Source organism: Gammaproteobacteria bacterium (assembly GCA_032250735.1).
In the GTDB taxonomy this organism is placed as follows: Bacteria; Pseudomonadota; Gammaproteobacteria; order SZUA-152; family SZUA-152; genus SZUA-152.
In genome coordinates, this window is sequence record JAVVEP010000001.1 from 243757 (window position 1) to 264173 (window position 20417).

Consider the following 20417-nt stretch of genomic DNA (forward strand, 5'->3'; position numbering starts at 1 on the left):
TGCTGGCCAATTAACCGTTACTGCCCATAAAGCACTTTCAACTCCCCCACCCTCATCGCGGCCCAACTGCTCCCTGCCGTAACCGTCTTACCGTGAATTCTGAATATTTCGGCGGATGAGACGGATGGCATCAAGCCCCAGCCTGTTATTGTCCCCCCTAGAACACCATCAACATAAAAATTTGCAGTGTAAGTGGCCGCGATATACTCGACTTCCAGCAAGTAATCGGTATTTATGAGCAAAGTGGCAATCGCGGACGTGCGGGTTTGAGTGGCTCCTCTGTTGGCCTCTCCCATTAAAACTCCGTCCTGAACAATAAATCCAAGGGTATGTGTTCCCAGGGTAGAGCCAGTCGTGACGGACCAATGCCGCCCAGAATCCATCGCATTCTGGTAAAACCGGACTTTAGTTTTAAACTTTCTATTCACTGTCCACAAAAACCCGTTACTAGCGAGCATCAGTTGCTGCTCAAGTGAACACCATGCCTCACTGTCCAGTGTTGCCATTGTCAATATCTGTATGCTGGTAGAGGGCACGCTCGTCACTGAGCCGTCAAGGGCTGTGCCTGTTATATAGTTGCTAGGACTCCGCATCAGCTCATGGATGTAAACTGAGTCGTTATCGTAGGCGCTTGCACCCAGCAACTTTGTATTTTCTCCGACGACCAAATCAGTGCCGTTAAAATGAATGCTCTTTTTGGCGTCATGATCGCCCACGTCAAACTGATAGGCGCCGCCATCGTATCCGAGGAAAAACCCAGCCCCGGCGCCCACCACTTTCCCTGTGCTTTTGATAGCGCCACCCGCGGATAGCGTTATGCCGCCGCCAGTGAGCAGCGCATCCAGGGCGGTGATTTTTCCGTCGGTTGAGGAAAGACGAAATACGGGTGTGGCACTGTTGGCTTTATAGCCGTACAACCCGGTGTCGTTCGCCAGTATGCCTTGCCCATTTGCGCTGCCGTCACCTACCGTGCTGCTGGTGCGCAAAATGCCCGAGGAGGTGATGTTAAATATCGTGCTATTGATGATGCCGCTAGCAAAAAGGGGGATTGATCCATCGGTCGGTAATTTAAATACAGTACCCAGCGTTGCATGCACACCGAGAATGCCTTCGGCGTCCGACCTGACGTAAGTTGTGCCCGCTGCGTTTTGTAACTGTATCCGCTGATTCCCGGCATCCAGGATGACCCGGTTATTTGCGCTTTTTATAGTTGATGCACCAATCGACCAGCCACCAATTGTGCCGGCTTTGGTGGTCAGTGCGCCCGCAGGTGTAACGCTAAAAGGTGCATTGGCAATCAGGTCGGCACCCATCCAGATGCCTGTGGTGGGGTTCAGCTCAAGATGGGCTACACCTAATCCAGTGCTGAGTTTACCGGCAGTAATATCCCAGCCGCCAATGGTGCCCGCTGTTGCGTAAATTGTGCCTGTTACCGCCAGCGTGGTTCCGTCCCACGTGAGTCGATTGCCACCCGACACGCCGACAGAAAACTTCCATTTGGCCGCGTCATAACCAAGAAAGAATCCCGTACCGCCATTAAAGCCTGTTTGCCCCGCCCGGATGGATGGCGCTGCCCCCGAGGTTATGATTAATCCTGAGGACGAAAGATTAGTAGCCGAGAGAGTCCAGCCGCCGATGCTGCCGGACTTGGACGTCAACGCACCGGCAGGTGTAACACTAAAAGGTGCATTGGCAATCAGGTCGGCACCCATCCAGATACCCGAGGCAGGGTTCAGTTCAAGGTGGGCTACACCGGATCCAATGCTGAGCTTGGCGGCAGCGATATTCCAACCACCGATGCTGCCGGACTTGGACGTCAACGCACCGGCAGGTGTCACACTAAAAGGTGCGTTGGCAATCAGGTCGGCACCCATCCATATACCCGAGGCAGGGTTCAGTTCAAGATGGGCTACACCGGACCCAATGCTGAGCTTGTCGGCAACGATGCTCCAGCCGCCGATACTGCCGGACTTGGATGTCAGCGCACCGGCAGGTGTAACACTAAAAGGTGCATCGGCAATCAGGTCGGCACCCATCCAGATACCCGAGGCAGGGTTCAGTTCAAGGTGGGCTACACCGGATCCAATGCTGAGCTTGGCGGCAGCGATATTCCAACCACCGATGCTGCCGGACTTGGACGTCAACGCACCGGCAGGTGTCACACTAAAAGGTGCGTTGGCAATCAGGTCGGCACCCATCCATATACCCGAGGCAGGGTTCAGTTCAAGATGGGCTACACCGGACCCAATGCTGAGCTTGTCGGCAACGATGCTCCAGCCGCCGATACTGCCGGACTTGGATGTCAGCGCACCGGCAGGTGTAACACTAAAAGGTGCATCGGCAATCAGGTCGGCACCCATCCAGATACCCGAGGCAGGGTTCAGTTCAAGGTGGGCTACACCGGATCCAATGCTGAGCTTGGCGGCAGCGATATTCCAACCACCGATGCTGCCGGACTTGGATGTCAGCGCACCGGCAGGTGTAACACTAAAAGGTGCATCGGCAATCAGGTCGGCACCCATCCAGATACCCGAGGCAGGGTTCAGTTCAAGGTGGGCTACACCGGATCCAATGCTGAGCTTGGCGGCAGCGATATTCCAACCACCGATGCTGCCGGACTTGGACGTCAACACACCGGCAGGTGTCACACTAAAAGGTGCGCTGGCAATCAGGTCGGCACCCATCCAGATACCCGAGGTAGGGTTCAGTTCAAGATGGGCTACACCGGATCCGACGCTGAGTTTGGCAGAAGTGATGAGCCAGCCGCCGATGCTGCCTGCCAGTGCGGTAATAGAGCCCGTAAGATTTACATCAACAGCGGTGATCTTGCCCGTGCTGGCATCAATGCGGGTTTTTTCAGCGCCCGTCGGGCTGTATCCGACGATGGCATTGCCGCCGATAATGAGCCCCTGGCCATTGGTCACCTCGCCGACGGTATCGCTGGTTTGCACCTGGTTGCCGCTGCCAATAACAACAATACCCGCCGTGGCCTGCACGGTGTAGCTGTCTTCGATATAGGCATCGGAAACATTGCCGTTAATGGCGATGGGGTGGGCCTTGATGTTGTAGGTAGCCGCATCCGCAGGTACCCAGACGACCTTTTCTTCGTTGCCGGCGGCATCGCCCACCAGGGTCCATGAATCCGTGCCTTGCAGTTTTATATAGAGCCGTGATGCCCGGTAGTTGGTGTCTGTTGGCGGGTCTACGGACAGCTCAAGCCCTATGATGTTCAGGCCATTTTTTGTGGCCTGTTGAACCTGCACATTGATCGACAGTGCGCGACCGGTTTCGCTTGGCGGATCAGGTTCGGGGGCAATGCTGTCGTCTCGCAAATGCTGGATGCGCAGATTGGCATCGGCGCGAGAGCCGACCGGCATGCCGACGTAGTGCGAGGTGGTAGTGCCGTACGGCGCGTGGGGCACATAACCGGCATCCAACACCGTGCCGACGGTGGGGGACAGGCCCTGGTCTGCCGTCAGCGTAATGAAGGCGAACCCCGGCCCATCGATAACGGCCAGTAGCCCGCTGGGCGCACCGCCGGCACCGGCACCGGCGCGCATGGTGCGGCTACCATTCACAACGTGATCGGAACCTTCAGCGCCATCGCCGCCGCTGAGGTTGTAGCTGCCGGCGGCGCCTTCGTAGATGTTTTGCGCGACAATAATCAGCGCTGCCGGTCCATTGCCGCCGTTGCCACCGGCCACGCCTGGCACGCCCTCCATAAAGGTGCCGCCGCCTGACGAACCAGGCGTGCCGCGCAGGTCGCTGGGCAAGCCGACGAGGTTGGCACCGTCCCAGCGAATGTCGAACACCGGCAGCGATGTCCAGGAGCCCTCAACCACGCCACCCCTCCACGAATCTGCACGGAACCCGCCGCCGGATCGGTGGCGGTAATTGACAGAGCCGCCCGACTCCGTCACGCCAATCGCGCCAGGCGAGGCCAGCGTGAAGCGGTTCGACGTACTGACCGGCGGCACCGCCACCGCGCCGGGAAGGCCGCGACCCACGCCATCGACCGTGCCATTGCGCGTCCATTCCTTTATACGCAGCTGCACATTGTCATCAATGTAGAGCGTCACGCCCGGGTCAAGCGTCACAGAGCCGTTGAATGAATAGATGGCGGAAAGGTTGTTGGCATCGGCATGGCCGACCAGCGTGCTGTCGGCCGTGATATGCCAAACCGGTCCCACATAAGCGCCGGTGGTCACTGTCGTGATATCCGTGCCGGCCTCGTAAAAGCCATCAGGCAGTATCGCGTTCGCCGCATCGGCAATTGGCGCCGCCGCCTGGCTGGAGCCAAACAGCACCAGCACCACCTCGCCCGTCATCCAGTTCTTGCGCGTGCCAAGGATGATGAATGAGCGATCCAGATCGCCGCCGGTAATCGGGTCGCGGACTGCCGAGGTTTGGCAACGCACGATATCGCCGCACTCCAGCACGTTCAGGTGCGGCATGCCTTTTACCGTCATCAGCAGTGGCCCACCGGCGTGCATGTCGCGCGCGGAGTCCCGCAGGCCGGCCAGGGTGGCCTGGGTGTGCGTGTAACCGGTCAGCCCCTCGAAGCTGAACTCCATCGGGGAAGTCGCGCCATGCACGAGCACCGAGTCAGGGTCAAACAGGGTCTGATGCCGATTGGGCTTACCGGTCGTTGAATCCGGGTTCCAATGGAAGGTAAAGACGTTATGAATCTGCTCGAAATCCTGTTTTAGATTTCCCCAGCCACCCTTTGCCACATTGTTGTCATTCAGCACCGCCACATAGGCGGAATCCGGCGCAACACGGCCAAACCGACGAAGCTCAAGCTGGCCATCGTTGCGCACCCGCATAAAGCAGCCGCCCAGACGCAGCAGCTGCTCCTCGATAAACTTCTTGCCGTCACGTTTTGAGAGCTTTTGAAAGTGCGCAGTAAACCCCAGCACATCATTGCTGGTGTCCCACAGGTCGGCTCCTATGCCCAGGAAGGAGGCGGTGGCCACCCACTTCGTATCGATGCCCAGGGTCCAGTTTGACGGGAACGGTTGCGCCTGACCTTCCACATTGCCGGTGAGCATTGCCAGCAACATTTTCACCAGCGGCATTTCGATGTAGATGTTTTCCGTGACCTTGGTGCGCCGGTCGGGCGCATCGCTGGTGTTTATCTCGTGCGCCACAGCGCGGGTGTTCAGCGCGCCCCGGGTGCAGTTATAAAATTGCACATCCGCCAGCACGTTAACGTTGGCGCCCGCCGCCTCCGTGGTAACCGACTCCAGCACCAGGATCTTGTTGGCCGCAGGTCCGGTGGGCGCGATGGTAAACGCCACATCGTTGAGCGCCGAGCCCGTGATGATCAGCTGCTGGCCACTCGAGAACACGGATAAATCCGTGGCAACAGAATTGATGGAGTTGTCGGCAGCGCTGAAGCTGATATCGCTACCGATCAACGAAATGGCAACATCTACCTTGTCGGTAGCACGAACCGTCTCCTTGTCGACATCGACGTAGATCACTGTCTCATTCGGTGCGTCGGTATAACTGCTACCGTGAGTATTAAATTCAATGTCGCTGGTGGAGTAGACCGGCAACACTGTGTCGGTATCGGTGATGGACGCCCGCAGGTTGGTCTCGCGGTTCTCGAACACGTTTTGCCGCGTCAGGCGCTGCACGTCAGAGCAGTTGAAATCCCGCAGGCCGCCCTTGAAAGACTCATCGGTGATGATTTGCGTTTCGGTCTGAATATAGCTGTCCCACACCATACCCTTACCGCCCATCCACACCCGCACCACCTTGTGGCGCAGGCCGCGGCCGGCCGCAAGCTGGGCGCTGATCAGGTTGGTGACCTCGCGATCAGCATCAACCAGGCTGAAATTGATCGACCCGATACTGCTCCAGCCTTTGATCGGCGTCAGTTTTTGTGAGGATGCGCTAATGCCTTTTGCGCGAATGACATCCCACACCACATTGGTGCCCACATAAGGTGGCACCGCGCAATCGTCATGGGACGTGATCGCCCAGGTCTGGGCCTGATCATTGGGATCGAATTCGATCTCGATCGTGTAGCGTGGGTCTTTGTCTTCGGAGAAATTGAAATCCGCAAAGGCGAGGTTGTCATTCCTCATACCGCGCGCACCCGGAAGCTGATGCGGAACGTCATGGTGGTCCCATGCCGCGCCTCTTTGTAGTCACCGACACGCTTGACTGAGATGGGATCTACCGGCACGGCAGCGGTGCCGTAACGATCAAACGTAAACACTTCACCACCGTCCGTGGAGTCCAGGAATTCATACCAGGCAGGCAGGTCGGTTGACAGAATGCGAATCGTCGTTACATCGAATTCAATGCTTTGCTTGTAGCGAATAATCTCCAGGCGGCCACCCACCGACTCATGCTGCTCCTTGTCGGTTTCCGGCAGGCGGTTATTCTTGCCGGCCTTCATGTCCAGGTCATAGGTATCATCGGCAACGTGGCCGGCGATGATGGATCGCTTCGCAGTGTAGTTAACGGTGGTCATGCGGCCCGCTCAACGCCTTCCGTCAGTTCCAGGCCCTGGCGGCTGTTGCGAGTGAACAGAATCCGGTCACCGCGCTCTGTGGCTTCCTCGATGGCCGTAAACATCTGCTCCACCTGCTCGCCGCTGAGCTGGTCATTACTGGTGCCTGCAAAATTGAAATAGCTGACACCGCCACCGGTTGAGCTTTGCGCGGTCTGCGCACTGGCGGAACGGGCGAACGGATCCGCGCTGGAGGTCGGCAGGCCGGTAGAGGGGCTGGCGGAATAGGTGCCCACGGCGCCGCCGCCACCGAAGCTGGCATTCTTGATCGCGCTGATATTCGCCAGGCCAGCGGCCAGCACGATGGGCGCCAGTATGGGTCCGAGAATCGGCCCCATCGCCCAGGCCTTCATCACGCCCTCGTAGGTTGAGATGGTGGCATTGGCAATACCAACCACCTGGTTGATCTTGAACAGCTTCTTGTTATGTTGCGCTGCAGAACCCAGCACGCCAGACATAAAGCCGAGCACGGTTTTGGATTGGTTCAGCGCCGACATCTGCTCGAATTTTTCGCGGTCACTCAGCCCCTGCTGGGTGATCTTTGTCAGCCGGTCTTCATGCTGCAGCTTCAGCCGTGTGCGCAGTTCGTCATAGCCGACCAGCGTCTTCAGCTTGGCGTCTTCGGCCAGCTTCAGTTGGTCCAGGGCCGCCTGGTACCGCTGCGCCTCCAGCTCTGTCTCGGTCGCCGCCATCTGGGTAACGGCGGCCAGGGCATCGACGGCGGCCTGCTGCTTCTGGGCCGCCAGTTGCGCATTCGTCGCAATGGCCTCGTTTTGCGTGGCGATGGCATCGCGCACGGCCTCATCATTGGCCTTGATGAAATCCAGCTCGTTGGCCTTGTCGATCAGCAGGTCTTTTTGGGCTGCGCTGAGGCCCTGCAATGCGCCATGCTCAATCTCATAACGCACCTTGGCTTCCTGGCCTACGGCACCGTAGAGGGCAATCTCACGCTCGAGCTTTTGTTGGAGACTGTCGCCGGCCTTGGTGGCGGTGGCATCGACGGGAGTTTCCGTTGTCCTAGGAGTTTTATTTTTGGATTGTTCGGATTCGATAGTTGTAAGACGACCGTAAAGTGCTCTCCTATCTTCAATCAACTGTTGCAATTGTCGATTTTCAATAGCGAAATGGCTTGCACGTTTGCTTCTACCCGAGCCAGTAGTGCTAGTCCGCTGATTTTCTGGAATGGCAGCAATACGTGATTCTGCTGCATTGATTTGAGACTCAAGAGTGGTTATGGCATTCCTAATTTGATCAGGGTTACTTGACCCTAATCGCGCCTGCAATAACTCAGCTTGGAGTTCGGCCAGGTGGAGGGTTAATCCACCTCTGCGTCCTCGGCGATTAGTGGTGCTACTGATTTTTGTTTCCAGTGCGGCAATGTCAGCCTCAATGTCGCTGATGCTGCGAGGCATACCGGATAAACTATTTGTCAACTCAGTGATTAGGCTAATGCTGTCTTTTAATACACTATTGAGTCCAGATTTCTCGCCAAATGACCTGGCTAATTTAGTAACGGCATCTTCAAGGTTGGAGAAATTACCGCCCAAGGTATTCATCTGGCGCTCCATTCCGCCGGCAAATTCTACATCGCCGATGTTGCGCAAGTATTTTTCTATTTCCGTTGCGCTGTTGCCCACCTCGGTTGTTATGCCTCGGAAGCGGAATTTTACCTTGTCACCTTGAACGCTTGATTTGATGCCAAACTCTTTGAGGCGCTCAAATTCCCCTGTGGTGGCATCGGCCACAGCTTCGATCATTTGATCCAAGCTCTTACCCATACCGGATGCAGTATTACCATAGGCGCGAAGCGCTGCCTCCGAAGGGTCAAGGCCTAAGGCCTTTAATTTTATGAATGCCCCGACAACCTCCTGGAGCTGATAGGGTGTCTTGGTGGCAAAATCCTCAATGGTGGAAAAGGCGATGTCTGCAGCCTCTGCCGAACCTGTCACCGTAACCAGGCTGGCATGAAGACTGTCGAACTCCACGTTTACATTAATAATGTCCCGCACCAACCTACCGATTTGCAAGGCAGCAAAACCGGCAGTGAGCAGCTTTACTGCCCCGGATAAATGGTTGACATCTGCTGAAGAATTTCTGGCCTGGTCACCAAAATCCTTGGTTTCATCGGTAGCCTTGCGAACACCCGCCGTGTATTCTTTTCCATCGACGGTTATGACAACATTAACTTTCGGATCAGACATCACATCCGCCTTCAGGAGACTTCACCATGAAAAAATTGTACTTGGCGCTACTTTTAGCCTTTCCATTGATCGCACACGCAGGGTGGGACGGCGCTATATCAGAAATTAAGAGTGAGCCAAAGGTGAAAGATGTTTTACACAAAGGTGGCATCCTGTACGTTGGCGTGATCTCTGACGGAAAAAACCGAGATGGTTATGCGAGTTATATTTGCGAAATACTGCGCGACCACGCCATTAAAGGAAGCATTGATATCTATATTACGGATATCGTTAAAGTCACGCGAGACAATGATTGGGCAAAGTTGGGTAAGCATTACTGTCGCCTTTAATCCATCACTCTTCGTTAACATCTTTTGTCAGAAATGCGGTCTCGATGCATTTCAATAAATCCAGCGCCAGATCAACGTCCCAGCCTTTTGCCACGATGCGTGGCATGTAAACGTTTAAGTCCAGGCCGACAGGTGTCGCATCAACGTAGCGCCACTGGCTGTTTAACTGCTGATAAAGGCGCCATAAAGGGGCCTCCCATTGCAGTCCCGGCGGTAGGTCGTCAGCGGTCGGCTCCTCACCCAGATCCTGCAGCGCCTCAATCCCCTCTGGGCCGCCTGTGCGAATCCAGCCGACCAGGGCGCTTAGTCTTTTTTTGCGTCTTCGGCCTCGTTGACGATGTGCAGCGACAAGCCCTTTACGCTGGCGAAAACGAAATCAGAGGCCTTATCAATCAGCATGAAGCTGTCGATATTCTTCTCGGTGCACTTCAGTGGTTTCTTTTTGGCATCCACAACACCGCTCCAACCCTTGATGCAATGGTTGCCAACCAGCTGCGCATAGCGGGCCGTGTCGCGCAAAATATTCACCAGCTTGCCGTCGTCATCGCGAACCTCTTTCATTGTCGCCGCGATAAACTCCTGATCCTTGTCCTCCGGCAGCGGAAGCAGGTCCAGGGAAATGCCGGCCTCTGGCCAGTCCTTTTTTTGCGGTGGTGCGCCTAACATCAACATCCGTTTTTCTCCTTTATGCCCTATGTCGTTTCAGCGAGTTAAGTTGCAGCCAGGTACGTTGCAGCTAGGTACGCTGCAGGCCGTACAGATTATCCAGCGCCTCAATCAGCGCGGGCTCATCCACGGTCACCTTGCTATTGATTACCGCCAGCGTTCGCGTGCCGCCATTCACCGTAAGCGCCAGGGTGCGCTGCTTGTAGCCGGCGTCATGGAATGTCACCGGCGTGGTTTTGGTTGCCTTCTCTGCGGTGGGTTTGTCTGTGGGTCTGTCTTTGGCCATTGTTCAATCCTTATCGATAATCTTGTGAGCATTTATCGCTAGTAGGTAGCGATACCGTTGACCAGTTCGATCGTTGCGGTGCCGTGAGCGCTCCACTCGGTATCAACCACCAGGCCTTTGGACGTTGCCACCTTGTGCTTGATCTCGCCGAACTCCACGGCGGACAGGATCAGCTTCATCCAGTTGTCGCCGGCCTCATTGGTGCTGATCAATGTCATGGGCTTGCTGGTATGGTCACGGCCGTGGTCGAAGATGTTCACGGTGTCGTCAAACAGCGCAGAGACCGATCCGCTTATCGCAGGCTGGCCGACCAGCACCTCGCCGAAGCCTTCCGTGCCGTCGGCAATATTCTGTCCCTCGTTGTCGTTGGCGATGGTGACCGAAGCCTTTGTGATACGCCCCAGCGTGGATGCACCATCCACGTCATACACCTCACCGCCCTTGCTCACTGCGCGGTTCTTTGCATAGACAGTGGGCGCCGCATCAAACGCCACCACTGGCTCGGGGCTGGTCTCCTCGCCGGCCATCAGCTCAACCGTGAAGGACTGGTCCGCCTCTTTCACTTCCCACGCCAGGCTGTTGACCATCACCCCCAGCCACTGCGGGAATTTGCTGGCATTGATATACCCCAGCTGCAGCAGCGCATCTGGCCGCTGGCTGAGGTCCAGCGTAAACGTGTGCGTGTAGGGTCCAGCGCCGGTGGTGACCGGCGCACCCCACAGCAACGACAGCCATTGGCCGATGTCATTCAGGCACAGAATGGCCTTGATGCTGCCGCCGAACACCGGCTCGCCGCTATCCTTCTTGCTGGCCAGCGGTGAGTTCGTGATGGTTGGGTCTTCCTGCCGCTGAGGATCCCGCCCCATTTCAAGTTCCGAGAACTTCATGCTGAAAGCACCGACCGGCGCCGGCACGGCGCGATAGGCTCCGGTGTTGCGTTGCAGTAAAAGTTGAGTGTTACGACCGTGACGAATAGGCATTAGGATTCCTCCGAGATATCGAATCTAAAAATAATTTCATAGATGGCGGATACTTTATCCACCAGCACCGATGCGATGGACACCAGGTACAGCGCCCCGTTGCCGGCGTCCGGCTGAAAGCCCAGCAGGGCATCACCGGCGGCAGTAATCAGCTCATAGGCGCCCGCGCTCTCCTTGCGTGCTGCCCCTTTGCCGCGCACGTTTCTCGCCACCACAAAAACGGACACATCCAGAGTGCCCTCCTGGTAGTTTGAATGGCCGATGGGCGGGCTGAATTGGCCGCGGCCGATTAACACAAAGGCGCTGGCCGGCGGCAGCTTTGAATCGAGCAGATCTTCCTCGCTATCCAGCGTTTCCACTTGACGAAAGACCGTTGCGGACGCCTTCAGCCGGGTGATGATGGCGTCGTCCAGTGCGGCGAGATCATGCATTACATAAACCCGTTATCGTCGCGGCCAAAGGTGCGGCCGCCCGATTGCATCGTGGCGCCATCGCTGGCCTTGGGTTTTGCGCCGGTATCCGACAGCCCCAGCCTGGTGCGGCCGCTGGATACCTGCTTGAGGAAATCCATCGCCGAATTGTAGCCACGCTCCACCGCCTTGGTGGCGCGGTCGTCATACAGGAAGTAGCGTGCTAGGTCCGCGCAATACAGTTCCAGTACGCGCGGCACCGTGGACAACGGCAACGCATAGCGACTGCCGATGTAGCCATCCATTAACGCGCTGGCGTTCTCAATCGCCACCATCAACACAGTGGAGTCAATCACCCCGAGGTTGTCGCGGTCGGTCAGCTGCACCATTTCCACATCGCCATAGCGATCAATCATGTCCTGTTCGGTGCAATACGGCATCGCGGCTTAGTCCTGCTCAGCCTTGTCCTGGCTCAGCCGGACAACACCCTCGAGCGCATCCGCATTGATGCTGCCTTCCTCCACCACCAGCATCGGCTCGCTCATGATGCTGTCAATCTGCTCATCACTGAGGTCGCTCACCAGCACACCAAAGCCGGCCTTTGTAAAGCGCAGGCCTGCGCGATGGAAGTGGGATTTTTTGCACTTCACAAACAGCACGGCGATCTGGTCGCCCGGCTTACTATCTTTTGCGGCAGACTTTTTCGTGGCAGACTTTTTCGCAGCAGTCTTTTCTTGTGGGGCCGGCGCCTGCGAGGCATTCGCCTTGGCGCTAATGTCCTGATCGTTATTGTCTTCGGTTGGCATCGTCATTGCTCCTGATCACATTCGGTTCGTTGTGCGCCTTAAGAAAAAGGGCGGCCACTGATAATCAAGCCGCCCTTTTGATCCTGCTACGCGCTTAGGTGGTGCCCAGGGAGCCGTGGCTTAACTGCCACAGGCCGTAAGCGCCCGCCGCACGCGCTTCCGCGCCGAACTTGTATTTCTTGCGACTGAATACATCGTCCGCCTGCATGTCGGTCTGCGACACGAACACCGGTGCCTTACGCTCCTGGTAGATGAACGGCTTGACCGGCATGTTGGTCACGTGCAGGAACCAGGCAGTGGTGGACGTCAGGCGGGGATTCACCATCACCGTGGCCGTACCCCGATAGGGGTTTGGCGTGTCGTCGGCCAGCTTTTCCATTTCCACCAGGTTACGCGCCGTCATCTCCAGCGCCGGCGGCACTTCCAGTACGTCGGGGATCAATGCCAGGGGGCGGCCTTCGGCATCTTTCTGGCTCAGCACGGCCGTGCGTGCGACGCCGTAACTGGCATCGGCAGCAGCGCGGGTGGCGGCCGACAAAGCCTTCGTCATCTTGTTGCTGGCGACGCCGTTGCCGACGGGGTGATCCGTGTCGTAGAAGTACTGGCCGTCAAAGCACTCGCTGGCAAAGGCGGCGTTCTTCAGGTCGGCGTCGATTTCATCCGGCAACTGCCGTGCGGAAAATCCGGCCATCTGTGCCTGTGGTGCATAGATGCCCAGGTTGTCGTCTTCGATATCATTGCGGTCCACCTCGACCGTGGCCTCGAAGTCATCATTGGTCACGGAGTACTTGAAGGCACCCAACGATTTAACGACCTTGTCACCCACCCACTTACGCATTTTGGGAAAAGCCGTTAGCCAGGTGTAATCGTTCTGGCTGGATCCGCTGGGCACCAGCATGGTGGTCCGCTCCCAGTTGCTGGGTGCCGCTGCAAAGGCATTGTTGAAGATGGTCTTGATCGACGTGAAGGCCGCGCCCAGGGACTCCTTGTTAACGATCAGCCCGGCAAAGCCCAGCATGGGCAATCCTGCGCTACCGATATCGGTCGCTACCATCGTTTGAAAATCAACCGGCGGCACGCCCGCAAAGGCGGCCATCGCCACGCCGACCAGGGCGATCGTTCCTATCATAAAAACTGCAATGCGTTTCATAGCATTTTCTCCGTATTTAATAACTGTTAAATAAACTGTTTACTGCGCGCCAAAATGCCGGGCTTATTCGATCCACACACCGTCGGCATCAATGCCGATCACGATACCGGCGGCCGATCGCGTACCCGTACCGTTGGTAGCCGACACGGTTTCGTCGTCCTCGATGTAGCAGACCTTGCCCAGGCTGGCCTGGGTAACGGCGTCGCCGGCCGAGTTCGCAAACTGAAAGGCCTTGTTGCGGCGCACCAGCACATCAACCGCGCCATCCGCGCCGCCAGTGTTGTCCTTCTTCTCTTCAAAGCGTCCCAGATAGGTGAGCGTGGTGGCCACGGATCCCGGTGCGGCAAACCCGGTCGCGTTCGCAACCGCCAAACCGCCGGCGAAGCAAACGGCACCAGCCGCTACCGGTACGGGAATAATCTCACCGTCCTTCATGTATGTATTTCGATCTGCAACTAGTGGCATGTCCTTCTCCTTATCTTTGTCTTTTGGGTGTCGTCAGGGTTGTTGGCGGGCTAGACGGCCAGGGATTTCTTGTAGTCTTCTTCGCTGATGCCCATCTGTTTGCAGACCGCGATGGCCTCATCACTGAGCGTGACGTCATCAGCATCGAGCTTCTTGCTGTCGCTCTGGTTGCCCTTCAGCGCGGCAATGGGTTGCGCGGACTCCAGGTACGCCGTCAGTGCGGCCACGTCTGATTCGCCCAGATCCCGCGCCCACTCTTCCTGGGCGGGTAACAGCTTGCCGTTGCTCAGCCCGAGCTCGACCAGGTCGTCCACCCGGGCGGTATTGATCTGGGTGGTCAATGCCGCCACCTGTGTTTGCAGGTCTTTCACCACGTCCACTGGTACAAACTTGGCAGGGTCAGGTTTCGTGCTGACGGCACTCTTTAAAGCAGCAATTGCAGCAACACCGTCATCATCATCCGCTATCACCAATGCGGCATTCATCGCCGCTAGTTTCGTGGTCAGGGCTGCCACGGCCTGTTGAACGTCTTCTTCATTCGCGTCCTCATTCAGGCCGAGCAGCTTGAGCAGTGCTTTGTTCATGATGTTTTTCTCCGTAGGTTCAGGATTGAAATTGAAGCGAGCGGCCGCCAGTTTTGCGACGCCTTCCATGCCATCTATGGCGGGATCATTGGTGAGCGCGGCATGGAAAAAACCCATCACCGCGCCGGTGGTTTTGTTGTAGGGAAATACGGGGGAAATAAATTCGTATTCATCGTTCTCGATGAATGCTTTGGCCTGGGCTGTCCACTCAACATCAATGGCATACAGCCCATCACCTTCACGCCACTCCAGCTGTGTGAATTTTGCCGAGCGCGGCGCAGGCTTACCGTTGTCTTTAGACAGCAGGGTCTGGTGTTCGTAATCGATCAGGTAAGGGGTTGTGCGCAGTGCGGCATCGGCGATCAGGCGCCGGGCGATCCCGGCGTCGATGTACCAGCTGTCCACCTCGTTCGGTCGACCGTCACGCGCTTTAAAGCGGCCGGCAGGGAAGAGTTGCACTTCCGTGCTGGCCGCACTGACCTTAAACGCGCAAGCGGCGAAGCCGATCTGGCCGGAGAGGTAATTGGGTTTGGCTGAGGGAATACCGTACATGCCGCCAGAGTAGCGGGATGCACTGATAAAATTACGGGGGAACGTGTTCCGGGGGAGTGCGGGGGAATTGACGGTTAAGGCTATCTTGTTCGCTCACGAATGACAAGACCGCGGTGCGGCGGTATGCTGCTACTCTTTGTTATCCTTTCACGCTCACACGGGGGAAATTTAAATGGATCTTAGACTGATGTTTGTTGGCCTCTTTTTAATAGCCGCATCAGGCTGCGCGACAATCCAGGCAACAGCGCCAACCAGTATTAATCCTGACGTCAATAAACCGGATACAGTGCAAGCGGATGGTAAGGATGGGGAAACGGTCCGCACGTTCTCATCTGGAGTTATGCATTATGATCGACGGTACCAGGCTTGGCAGACAACCAGAATAAACGACCCGTTACAGCCCTCTCCAGAAATAAAGCTTTGCGCTCAATTTGAGCCGAACGAAAAAAATTCATTTTATATGGATCCTAAATACACGAAGCCGAAATTTTGCTTCCGTTTTTATGGAGCGACATTAGTGGCAGTTGAGCCATTCAAGCCCTTCAGCAAAGGATACTGGCCCTATTGCGATTATGATTACATGCCCTACAAAGTCGACAACCATAAGCCTGATACTGTTCCCGTCAGGAGGCCTGGGGGTGGCGTATGCTCAACCATGCTGCACCCGTCAGACAACGCATTCATCCGACAGATGCTAACCGGCGAAACGCTTTTTGTTCAGCTACACAATACTCGCGGCCAGGTTGCGCTTAACGGTTTTGCTGCTGCCTGGGAATACGCACAAGCGCAGTTTAAATAACAAACCGCCAGGCAGCAGCATAATTCCTCAACCCTGTTTTTCCGGGCGCAGATGCCGGCGCAGGATCCGCAGCACGATCTTCCTATCTTCGCGAGAGACGCCCAGGTACGGCCGGGCGGGAATGGTCACCGCGTGCGCGCCGATGCTGGTGAAGGCCACGCCAATGGCGCCGCGCTTGCGCTTGCTGGCGGCCTTGCGGCTGGTGAAGCGGCCACGGCCGTTAAAGGCCAGGGTCTGGCTGCGGGCCTTCTTTTTGATCTCGCCGCCATTTTGGTGGATCGCGCCATAGGGGGAGTTGGTGCCCCAGACCACGCGATTCGTGCTCGCCTGGTAGGCCATACTGCCGCGCAGGTAGCCACGCTCGGTGAGGATCTTCTTGTTGCGCTTGTGCTTCAGCGTGCGCGGGCTCAGCGGGGCCCAGGCGCTTCCCTCGGGGTCTACCTGGCTGCGAAATCGCTTGTCCGTGGAAATGAGCATGGCCTCGCCGATGTCGCGCATCGCGGGCTCGGTGTGCCGGCCTTTGGACTGCATTTTGCTGAACAGCGCCTGCACCTCGCGGTCCTGGTAGGTCAGGTCGATCTTGAAGTTACTCATGGCGTTACCTATACTTTGCGTTCGATGTTGCCGCGAGGGCTGCGCCCCGTTTGAGCTGCTGCATCCGCCCACCTCCGCCGGAGGGGTGATGGCCCCATTTCAGTCCTGCGCAGAATTAGCGCCCTAGCATCAAAAAGCCCCGGCGCTGCTGTTTCAAATACTTCATGTCTGACGTAGGTAAAAACGTCCAGGCCTCCAGCATGCCCTTCACGGCGTTGGCCACCACCAGCACCCCCTTGCCCTTGCCGATGTCCACCGCCTTGATGATGCGCTGGCGCAGCACCACCTTGCCGGTTGCCTGGTGTTTATCAAAGCTCAACCACACCTCATAAGGGTCGTTTAAGGTCTCGTTAATCAGGGGTATAAACTCGGCCCGATTTGCATCAATATGCTGTGCCAGGCTTTGCGCATTCACCAGCAGCGGCTGCCCGGCCACGGTGAAGACCTTCTCCGGTCCACCCAGCGCGGTTTCCAGCGCCGCCTGCACATCCTCCACGGATTTGACGCGACGCCCCAGCGAAGCCACGGGCGCTTCCAGGGGAATGTGTTCAGGGCGCCCGGCGGTTTTCCAGCCACCGGGCGTAAGCGGGGCCCAGGCTTTCGCGCCCTGAGCCTTCCAGCTGGCCATCGCCTGTTCGCTCAGCTGGCGGCCCCAGGCGGCATCGCCCACGTTATAGGCGAAGCCCGGGTCGATGCCTGCCGGCACCCGGTGCACCTCGCCGGTGGCCTTGTCCAGCCACTCATAGCTGCCATCGCTCGGGGCGGCAGGCGCAACCTTAAAACCGCGCAGCTCGGCCTCGTCCGCGCTGATCGAAAACTTCTTGCAGGAACAGCCCCAGCCATTCATGGGCGTGTGGGTTCGCCACCAGGGATCGTCCAGGGGCAGCACCAGGCCATCCCAACTCAGATGCAGGGGCCGTGGTGTCGCGGAATCGCCGTGACGATAGAGCCCGTACGGCCGAGTCTCGCGCAGCTGCGGATCCGCCATCTGCAGTTCACGCCCGGCGTTGTATGCCTGGCGCACGTTGGTGTCGTAAATCACCCGGGAGCGCCAGCCGCGCCCCCCTTTATACGCCCAGCCATGTTTCTGCACGATACTGTCGAAATCCTTGCGGAAGGTGTCCAGCGTCACGCCATCGGTGATCGCCCGATCCACCGCACTGCGAAAGTCCGTGAGCAGATCCTGCTTCATCGCGCCGGCCACCACAAAGGCGCGGGCGTGCATGCCCTCCCAGATGTCCGTCCAGGTTTCAGTGGGCAGGCTGAGCTTCTGGCGGAAGAAGTCGATGGCCTCGGGGAAGGGAAGTTTTTCGTAGGGTTCAGGCATGGGGTTTCAGGTCTTCAATTCCGATAAATGCAATCAGCACGTCGAGCGTTCCATACATCGCCTGCACCGCCTTTTTGTTTTCAGGGTTCAGATGTTGGCCGTACACCTTCGCAAAGAAACAAACCTTGCCGATCATCCGTGCCTGTTTTCCATATCCCTTGGACAAAACCACCTCACGCCCAACCGTGCAGGTTTTTTCATTCCAGCGAGGACCATACAGGCGCAGCTCTCCAGTTTTGCTGCCGTCCTTATAGGCATTGAAATATTGGGTGTACAAGGGAAGGAAGAGAGGCCTCATTGCCCAAAATCCCCCCTCATTCGCCAAACCCCGACATCCACCATCCCGTCCCACCCCGAACCGGCACTAACCCCGTTTAAATCGGCCCGAAAACGTTTAAAAGGTTCGCGGCCGGGCCAGCGTAGCCATTTCCCGGCTGCGCGGCTCTCAGAGCCTCTCAGGCGGCATTTCCTCATTGGCCGTTTTGCACCTCAAAACGCCCCGCCAGGTCCACGGCGGCGAAGGCCAGCTGCATCTGGGTGGCCAGGGTGGATTCGTCCATTGTGCTGCTGAGTGCCACGATGCCGTCGCGGATCTCTTCCAGGCTGCCGGCGGCCATCACCAGCTGGGCGACCGGGTCGATGAGGCCGGCCAGGGTGGCCTGGGTGACGGCGTCCAGCTGGGTGGTGTAGGTATCGGCCACATCGGCCGGGCCGGTCTCGGCGCGGGCCTTGAGCGCGGCCAGCCCCGCTTTGAGGGCAGCGGGGATGGGCAGGGTGTCAGTCGGAGGGGTGGGCGTTGCGGGGGCCCCCAGGGTTTCTTCATCCTCTTCCGCCTGCGGGATGCGCAGCTTTTCGTGTGCCCAGGCCACGGGAATACGCATGCCGGCTGCGACCAGCTTGGGCACGGCCTCGGAGATTAGCGCCAGGTCTTCCGGCTCCTGGGTGTCAAACACCAGGCGCGGGCAGCGGCGCAGGCTGGTGACGCCGGCACGGTTGAGCGCGAGGATGGGAAACACCAGGTCACGGGTGAGCGTGGAGCCAAACTGGCGGGCATCGGCATCCATCAGGTCGTGGCGCACTTCATTGTGCACATTGCCCAGGGCGTTGGTGGATGAGGCGCCGTCCGACTGGGAGGTGAGCGTACCGCCGAGGATGGCCTTGGATTGGGTGCGTTCGCACCAGTCCATCATCGCCTCGTAGGGATCCTTGTTGCCCTTGGCGGACTCCTTGAAGTCGATGACCATGCCCTCCGGCACGATGCCGGCCGCCGCATGGCCGATGTTGACCACGGCGTTTAACAGGGTGGCCTTTTCGTCGTCGGACGCGCCGGAGGGATACGTGCCGAGGCGCATGGGCAGGCCGTAAATCTCCAGAAATTCGGCCAGATCCCGCACGCTGTAGTTTTTGAACAGGAACGGCCAGGCCAGCACGCGACCCAGACCCGCCCGGGTGATGTAGCCACTCTTGGCCTTATGGATATGGCTGATCCAGCCGAAGGGCTGCAACGCGGCGCCGTCCACCGTGGCATCGCGCAGGCGCAGTTCGTTGCGGTCATCCGGGCGCACCTTAAACCAACTTTGCGGACGGTATTCGATTTTGGGTATCCATTCACCGTCCGCCCGGCGCCACTCCAGTTCCAGATTGGAAAAGCCCTTGCCGATGGCGTCGCCCATGTCCAGCAGCACGTCCTCGAAGTTGGGCAGGTCCTGGATGAAGTCCCTGGCGTAGGCGGCGTCGTCCTCTTCCTGTTTGCTGGCATTGCGCGGCGGCACGATGTCCCAATCCAGCCCCAGCAGGGCGCGCTTGCGCTTGCCCAGCTCGGCGAAGATGTGCCCGTCCTTTTCTTCCATGTCCTCGAACAGGTCACACTGCGCGCGCAGGTCACCCTGCTCGGCCTCTTCCAGGATGCGGGCCAGCTTGCCGGGCGATAGCCCGCGCACCGGATGCGACGCAAACTCCTGGCGAAGATGACCCAGCCGGGCCGTTTGCGGCTCGGTGATTTCTTTGAGCCGAAACGGCTGGCCGTACGGGTCGAGGATGCGGGACGTTGCCATTGCTATTCTCCGTTGACACCTTCGGCGGATGCGATGCCACCGGGGTTAAGCACTTGCAGCTTGGCGCCGTGCTTTTCCTGCAGCTTTTTCACGTCCTCGGCCAGCGCAGCATCGGCGCGTTTTGCGTCGAGCACGGCGACCAGTTCCTTTTGCTGTTCGCGGATCTCGGCCTTGGCCTGCATCAGCCTGGCGTTTTCGTCTTCCAGCTCCTGCACCGTCATCGTGTTGTATTTTTTCATGATCACTATCTCCGTTGATTATTGACGCTTCGCTTACAGCTTAAAGATTTTGTTGGCGCCGGCATCCCACTGCGTCTGGATGTCTCCGCCGTTGGGGGTTACCGGCAGGCCGCTGGCGGTATCGATGTAGGCGATCAGGCGCGAGGTAGCCTCCACGCCGGTGTCCTGAACAATGACTAGCGCCTCCGAAGGGTCGCCCACCACGGCAGAGAAGGTCACATCGTCCGCATCGGCCACGCCGGCCGTTACCGTCTTGCCGGTCATGTTGGCCGAGGTCGCGACCCTGGCGCCGGCGATAATGTCAGACAGGAATTGGTGGGTAGCCAGGTCGACCACATAGTCGGCAGCATCCACCAGGATGGTTTTAATGTTGTCCGTGTCCCAGTCTATAGAGCCGTCCAGAAAACCCTCGCGGCCTTTGTCATATAGTGCATTTGGCATTGTCTTTG

21 protein-coding genes are annotated in these 20417 nt (G+C 57.8%); 3 read left to right on the forward strand and 18 right to left on the reverse strand.

From position 1 onward, the window contains the following. Positions 1-17 precede the first annotated feature (17 nt). Positions 18-5486, reverse strand: coding sequence for a hypothetical protein (locus tag RRB22_01090; GenBank protein MDT8382990.1), 5469 nt, complete (start codon positions 5484-5486; stop codon positions 18-20). Positions 5487-5519: 33 nt separating this feature from the next. Here RRB22_01090 and RRB22_01095 point away from each other — a divergent pair, with 33 nt between their 5' ends. Next, positions 5520-5894: a hypothetical protein gene (locus tag RRB22_01095; protein ID MDT8382991.1), complete on the forward strand. Its 375-nt coding sequence runs from the start codon at positions 5520-5522 to the stop codon at positions 5892-5894. Between the two features lie 197 nt (positions 5895-6091). Here the strand turns inward: RRB22_01095 and RRB22_01100 are convergent, their stop codons facing one another. Beyond that, entirely contained in the window at positions 6092-6487 is a 396-nt protein-coding gene (locus RRB22_01100) for a hypothetical protein (GenBank protein ID MDT8382992.1), read from the reverse strand. After that, positions 6484-8727, reverse strand: coding sequence for a tape measure protein (locus RRB22_01105; protein ID MDT8382993.1), 2244 nt, complete (start codon positions 8725-8727; stop codon positions 6484-6486). Before RRB22_01105 ends, RRB22_01100 begins: the two co-directional genes overlap by 4 nt. Positions 8728-8753: 26 nt before the next feature. Between RRB22_01105 and RRB22_01110 the strand changes: the two genes are divergently transcribed. Further along, complete coding sequence (locus RRB22_01110; GenBank protein MDT8382994.1) at positions 8754-9056, forward strand: hypothetical protein; 303 nt, start codon at positions 8754-8756, stop codon at positions 9054-9056. A 303-nt stretch (positions 9057-9359) separates the two neighbouring features. Here the strand turns inward: RRB22_01110 and RRB22_01115 are convergent, their stop codons facing one another. The 9 genes from RRB22_01115 to RRB22_01155 all read right to left on the reverse strand — a co-directional run bounded on the left by RRB22_01115 (position 9360) and on the right by RRB22_01155 (position 14955). Beyond that, positions 9360-9728: a hypothetical protein gene (locus RRB22_01115; GenBank protein ID MDT8382995.1), complete on the reverse strand. Its 369-nt coding sequence runs from the start codon at positions 9726-9728 to the stop codon at positions 9360-9362. Positions 9729-9792: 64 nt separating this feature from the next. Then, positions 9793-10008: a hypothetical protein gene (locus RRB22_01120; protein MDT8382996.1), complete on the reverse strand. Its 216-nt coding sequence runs from the start codon at positions 10006-10008 to the stop codon at positions 9793-9795. Between the two features lie 38 nt (positions 10009-10046). Next, positions 10047-10988 (reverse strand): phage tail tube protein, encoded by a 942-nt coding sequence (locus tag RRB22_01125; protein MDT8382997.1) that lies wholly within the window; start codon positions 10986-10988, stop codon positions 10047-10049. Next, on the reverse strand, positions 10988-11419 hold the full coding sequence (locus RRB22_01130) for a hypothetical protein (GenBank protein ID MDT8382998.1): 432 nt from the start codon (positions 11417-11419) through the stop codon (positions 10988-10990). Before RRB22_01130 ends, RRB22_01125 begins: the two co-directional genes overlap by 1 nt. Continuing rightward, positions 11419-11838: a phage protein Gp36 family protein gene (locus tag RRB22_01135; protein ID MDT8382999.1), complete on the reverse strand. Its 420-nt coding sequence runs from the start codon at positions 11836-11838 to the stop codon at positions 11419-11421. The genes RRB22_01130 and RRB22_01135 overlap by 1 nt, the downstream gene beginning before the upstream one ends. Positions 11839-11844: 6 nt before the next feature. Then, entirely contained in the window at positions 11845-12204 is a 360-nt protein-coding gene (locus tag RRB22_01140; GenBank protein MDT8383000.1) for a hypothetical protein, read from the reverse strand. Between the two features lie 94 nt (positions 12205-12298). Further along, positions 12299-13354, reverse strand: coding sequence for a Mu-like prophage major head subunit gpT family protein (locus tag RRB22_01145; GenBank protein ID MDT8383001.1), 1056 nt, complete (start codon positions 13352-13354; stop codon positions 12299-12301). A 63-nt stretch (positions 13355-13417) separates the two neighbouring features. Then, positions 13418-13819 (reverse strand): hypothetical protein, encoded by a 402-nt coding sequence (locus tag RRB22_01150; GenBank protein MDT8383002.1) that lies wholly within the window; start codon positions 13817-13819, stop codon positions 13418-13420. Between the two features lie 50 nt (positions 13820-13869). Next, entirely contained in the window at positions 13870-14955 is a 1086-nt protein-coding gene (locus RRB22_01155; protein MDT8383003.1) for a phage protease, read from the reverse strand. Positions 14956-15127: 172 nt separating this feature from the next. Here RRB22_01155 and RRB22_01160 point away from each other — a divergent pair, with 172 nt between their 5' ends. Next, the gene (locus RRB22_01160) at positions 15128-15754 is read left to right on the forward strand and encodes a hypothetical protein (GenBank protein ID MDT8383004.1); all 627 of its coding nucleotides are present in this window, start codon (positions 15128-15130) and stop codon (positions 15752-15754) included. 27 nt (positions 15755-15781) lie between these two features. Here the strand turns inward: RRB22_01160 and RRB22_01165 are convergent, their stop codons facing one another. From RRB22_01165 to RRB22_01190, 6 genes are all read right to left on the reverse strand, one after another. Next, positions 15782-16348 carry a phage virion morphogenesis protein gene (locus RRB22_01165; GenBank protein MDT8383005.1) on the reverse strand — a complete coding sequence of 189 codons (567 nt, stop codon included), beginning with the start codon at positions 16346-16348 and terminating at the stop codon, positions 15782-15784. 115 nt (positions 16349-16463) lie between these two features. Next, positions 16464-17675, reverse strand: coding sequence for a PBECR2 nuclease fold domain-containing protein (locus RRB22_01170; GenBank protein MDT8383006.1), 1212 nt, complete (start codon positions 17673-17675; stop codon positions 16464-16466). Continuing rightward, positions 17668-17973, reverse strand: a complete 306-nt coding sequence (locus RRB22_01175) for a hypothetical protein (GenBank protein MDT8383007.1) — start codon at positions 17971-17973, stop codon at positions 17668-17670. The genes RRB22_01170 and RRB22_01175 overlap by 8 nt, the downstream gene beginning before the upstream one ends. A gap of 172 nt (positions 17974-18145) precedes the next feature. After that, positions 18146-19729 (reverse strand): DUF935 domain-containing protein, encoded by a 1584-nt coding sequence (locus RRB22_01180; GenBank protein ID MDT8383008.1) that lies wholly within the window; start codon positions 19727-19729, stop codon positions 18146-18148. A gap of 2 nt (positions 19730-19731) precedes the next feature. Further along, entirely contained in the window at positions 19732-19968 is a 237-nt protein-coding gene (locus tag RRB22_01185) for a hypothetical protein (GenBank protein ID MDT8383009.1), read from the reverse strand. 33 nt (positions 19969-20001) lie between these two features. Further along, positions 20002-20409 carry a hypothetical protein gene (locus tag RRB22_01190; protein ID MDT8383010.1) on the reverse strand — a complete coding sequence of 136 codons (408 nt, stop codon included), beginning with the start codon at positions 20407-20409 and terminating at the stop codon, positions 20002-20004. Between the last annotated feature and the right edge of the window lie 8 nt (positions 20410-20417).

What these genes read in the sequence shown, in the direction of transcription:
- RRB22_01105 (MDT8382993.1), bottom strand. Translation starts at nt 8,727, where the DNA reads ATGTCTGATCCGAAAGTTAATGTTGTCATAACCGTCGATGGAAAAGAA.
- RRB22_01145 (MDT8383001.1), bottom strand. Translation starts at nt 13,354, where the DNA reads ATGAAACGCATTGCAGTTTTTATGATAGGAACGATCGCCCTGGTCGGC.
- RRB22_01135 (MDT8382999.1), bottom strand. Translation starts at nt 11,838, where the DNA reads ATGCCGTATTGCACCGAACAGGACATGATTGATCGCTATGGCGATGTG.
- RRB22_01110 (MDT8382994.1), top strand. Translation starts at nt 8,754, where the DNA reads ATGAAAAAATTGTACTTGGCGCTACTTTTAGCCTTTCCATTGATCGCA.
- RRB22_01185 (MDT8383009.1), bottom strand. Translation starts at nt 19,968, where the DNA reads ATGAAAAAATACAACACGATGACGGTGCAGGAGCTGGAAGACGAAAAC.
- RRB22_01155 (MDT8383003.1), bottom strand. Translation starts at nt 14,955, where the DNA reads ATGTACGGTATTCCCTCAGCCAAACCCAATTACCTCTCCGGCCAGATC.
- RRB22_01115 (MDT8382995.1), bottom strand. Translation starts at nt 9,728, where the DNA reads ATGTTGATGTTAGGCGCACCACCGCAAAAAAAGGACTGGCCAGAGGCC.
- RRB22_01130 (MDT8382998.1), bottom strand. Translation starts at nt 11,419, where the DNA reads ATGCATGATCTCGCCGCACTGGACGACGCCATCATCACCCGGCTGAAG.
- RRB22_01175 (MDT8383007.1), bottom strand. Translation starts at nt 17,973, where the DNA reads ATGAGGCCTCTCTTCCTTCCCTTGTACACCCAATATTTCAATGCCTAT.
- RRB22_01180 (MDT8383008.1), bottom strand. Translation starts at nt 19,729, where the DNA reads ATGGCAACGTCCCGCATCCTCGACCCGTACGGCCAGCCGTTTCGGCTC.
- RRB22_01165 (MDT8383005.1), bottom strand. Translation starts at nt 16,348, where the DNA reads ATGAGTAACTTCAAGATCGACCTGACCTACCAGGACCGCGAGGTGCAG.
- RRB22_01160 (MDT8383004.1), top strand. Translation starts at nt 15,128, where the DNA reads ATGGATCTTAGACTGATGTTTGTTGGCCTCTTTTTAATAGCCGCATCA.
- RRB22_01150 (MDT8383002.1), bottom strand. Translation starts at nt 13,819, where the DNA reads ATGCCACTAGTTGCAGATCGAAATACATACATGAAGGACGGTGAGATT.
- RRB22_01170 (MDT8383006.1), bottom strand. Translation starts at nt 17,675, where the DNA reads ATGCCTGAACCCTACGAAAAACTTCCCTTCCCCGAGGCCATCGACTTC.
- RRB22_01100 (MDT8382992.1), bottom strand. Translation starts at nt 6,487, where the DNA reads ATGACCACCGTTAACTACACTGCGAAGCGATCCATCATCGCCGGCCAC.
- RRB22_01125 (MDT8382997.1), bottom strand. Translation starts at nt 10,988, where the DNA reads ATGCCTATTCGTCACGGTCGTAACACTCAACTTTTACTGCAACGCAAC.
- RRB22_01190 (MDT8383010.1), bottom strand. Translation starts at nt 20,409, where the DNA reads ATGCCAAATGCACTATATGACAAAGGCCGCGAGGGTTTTCTGGACGGC.
- RRB22_01120 (MDT8382996.1), bottom strand. Translation starts at nt 10,008, where the DNA reads ATGGCCAAAGACAGACCCACAGACAAACCCACCGCAGAGAAGGCAACC.
- RRB22_01140 (MDT8383000.1), bottom strand. Translation starts at nt 12,204, where the DNA reads ATGCCAACCGAAGACAATAACGATCAGGACATTAGCGCCAAGGCGAAT.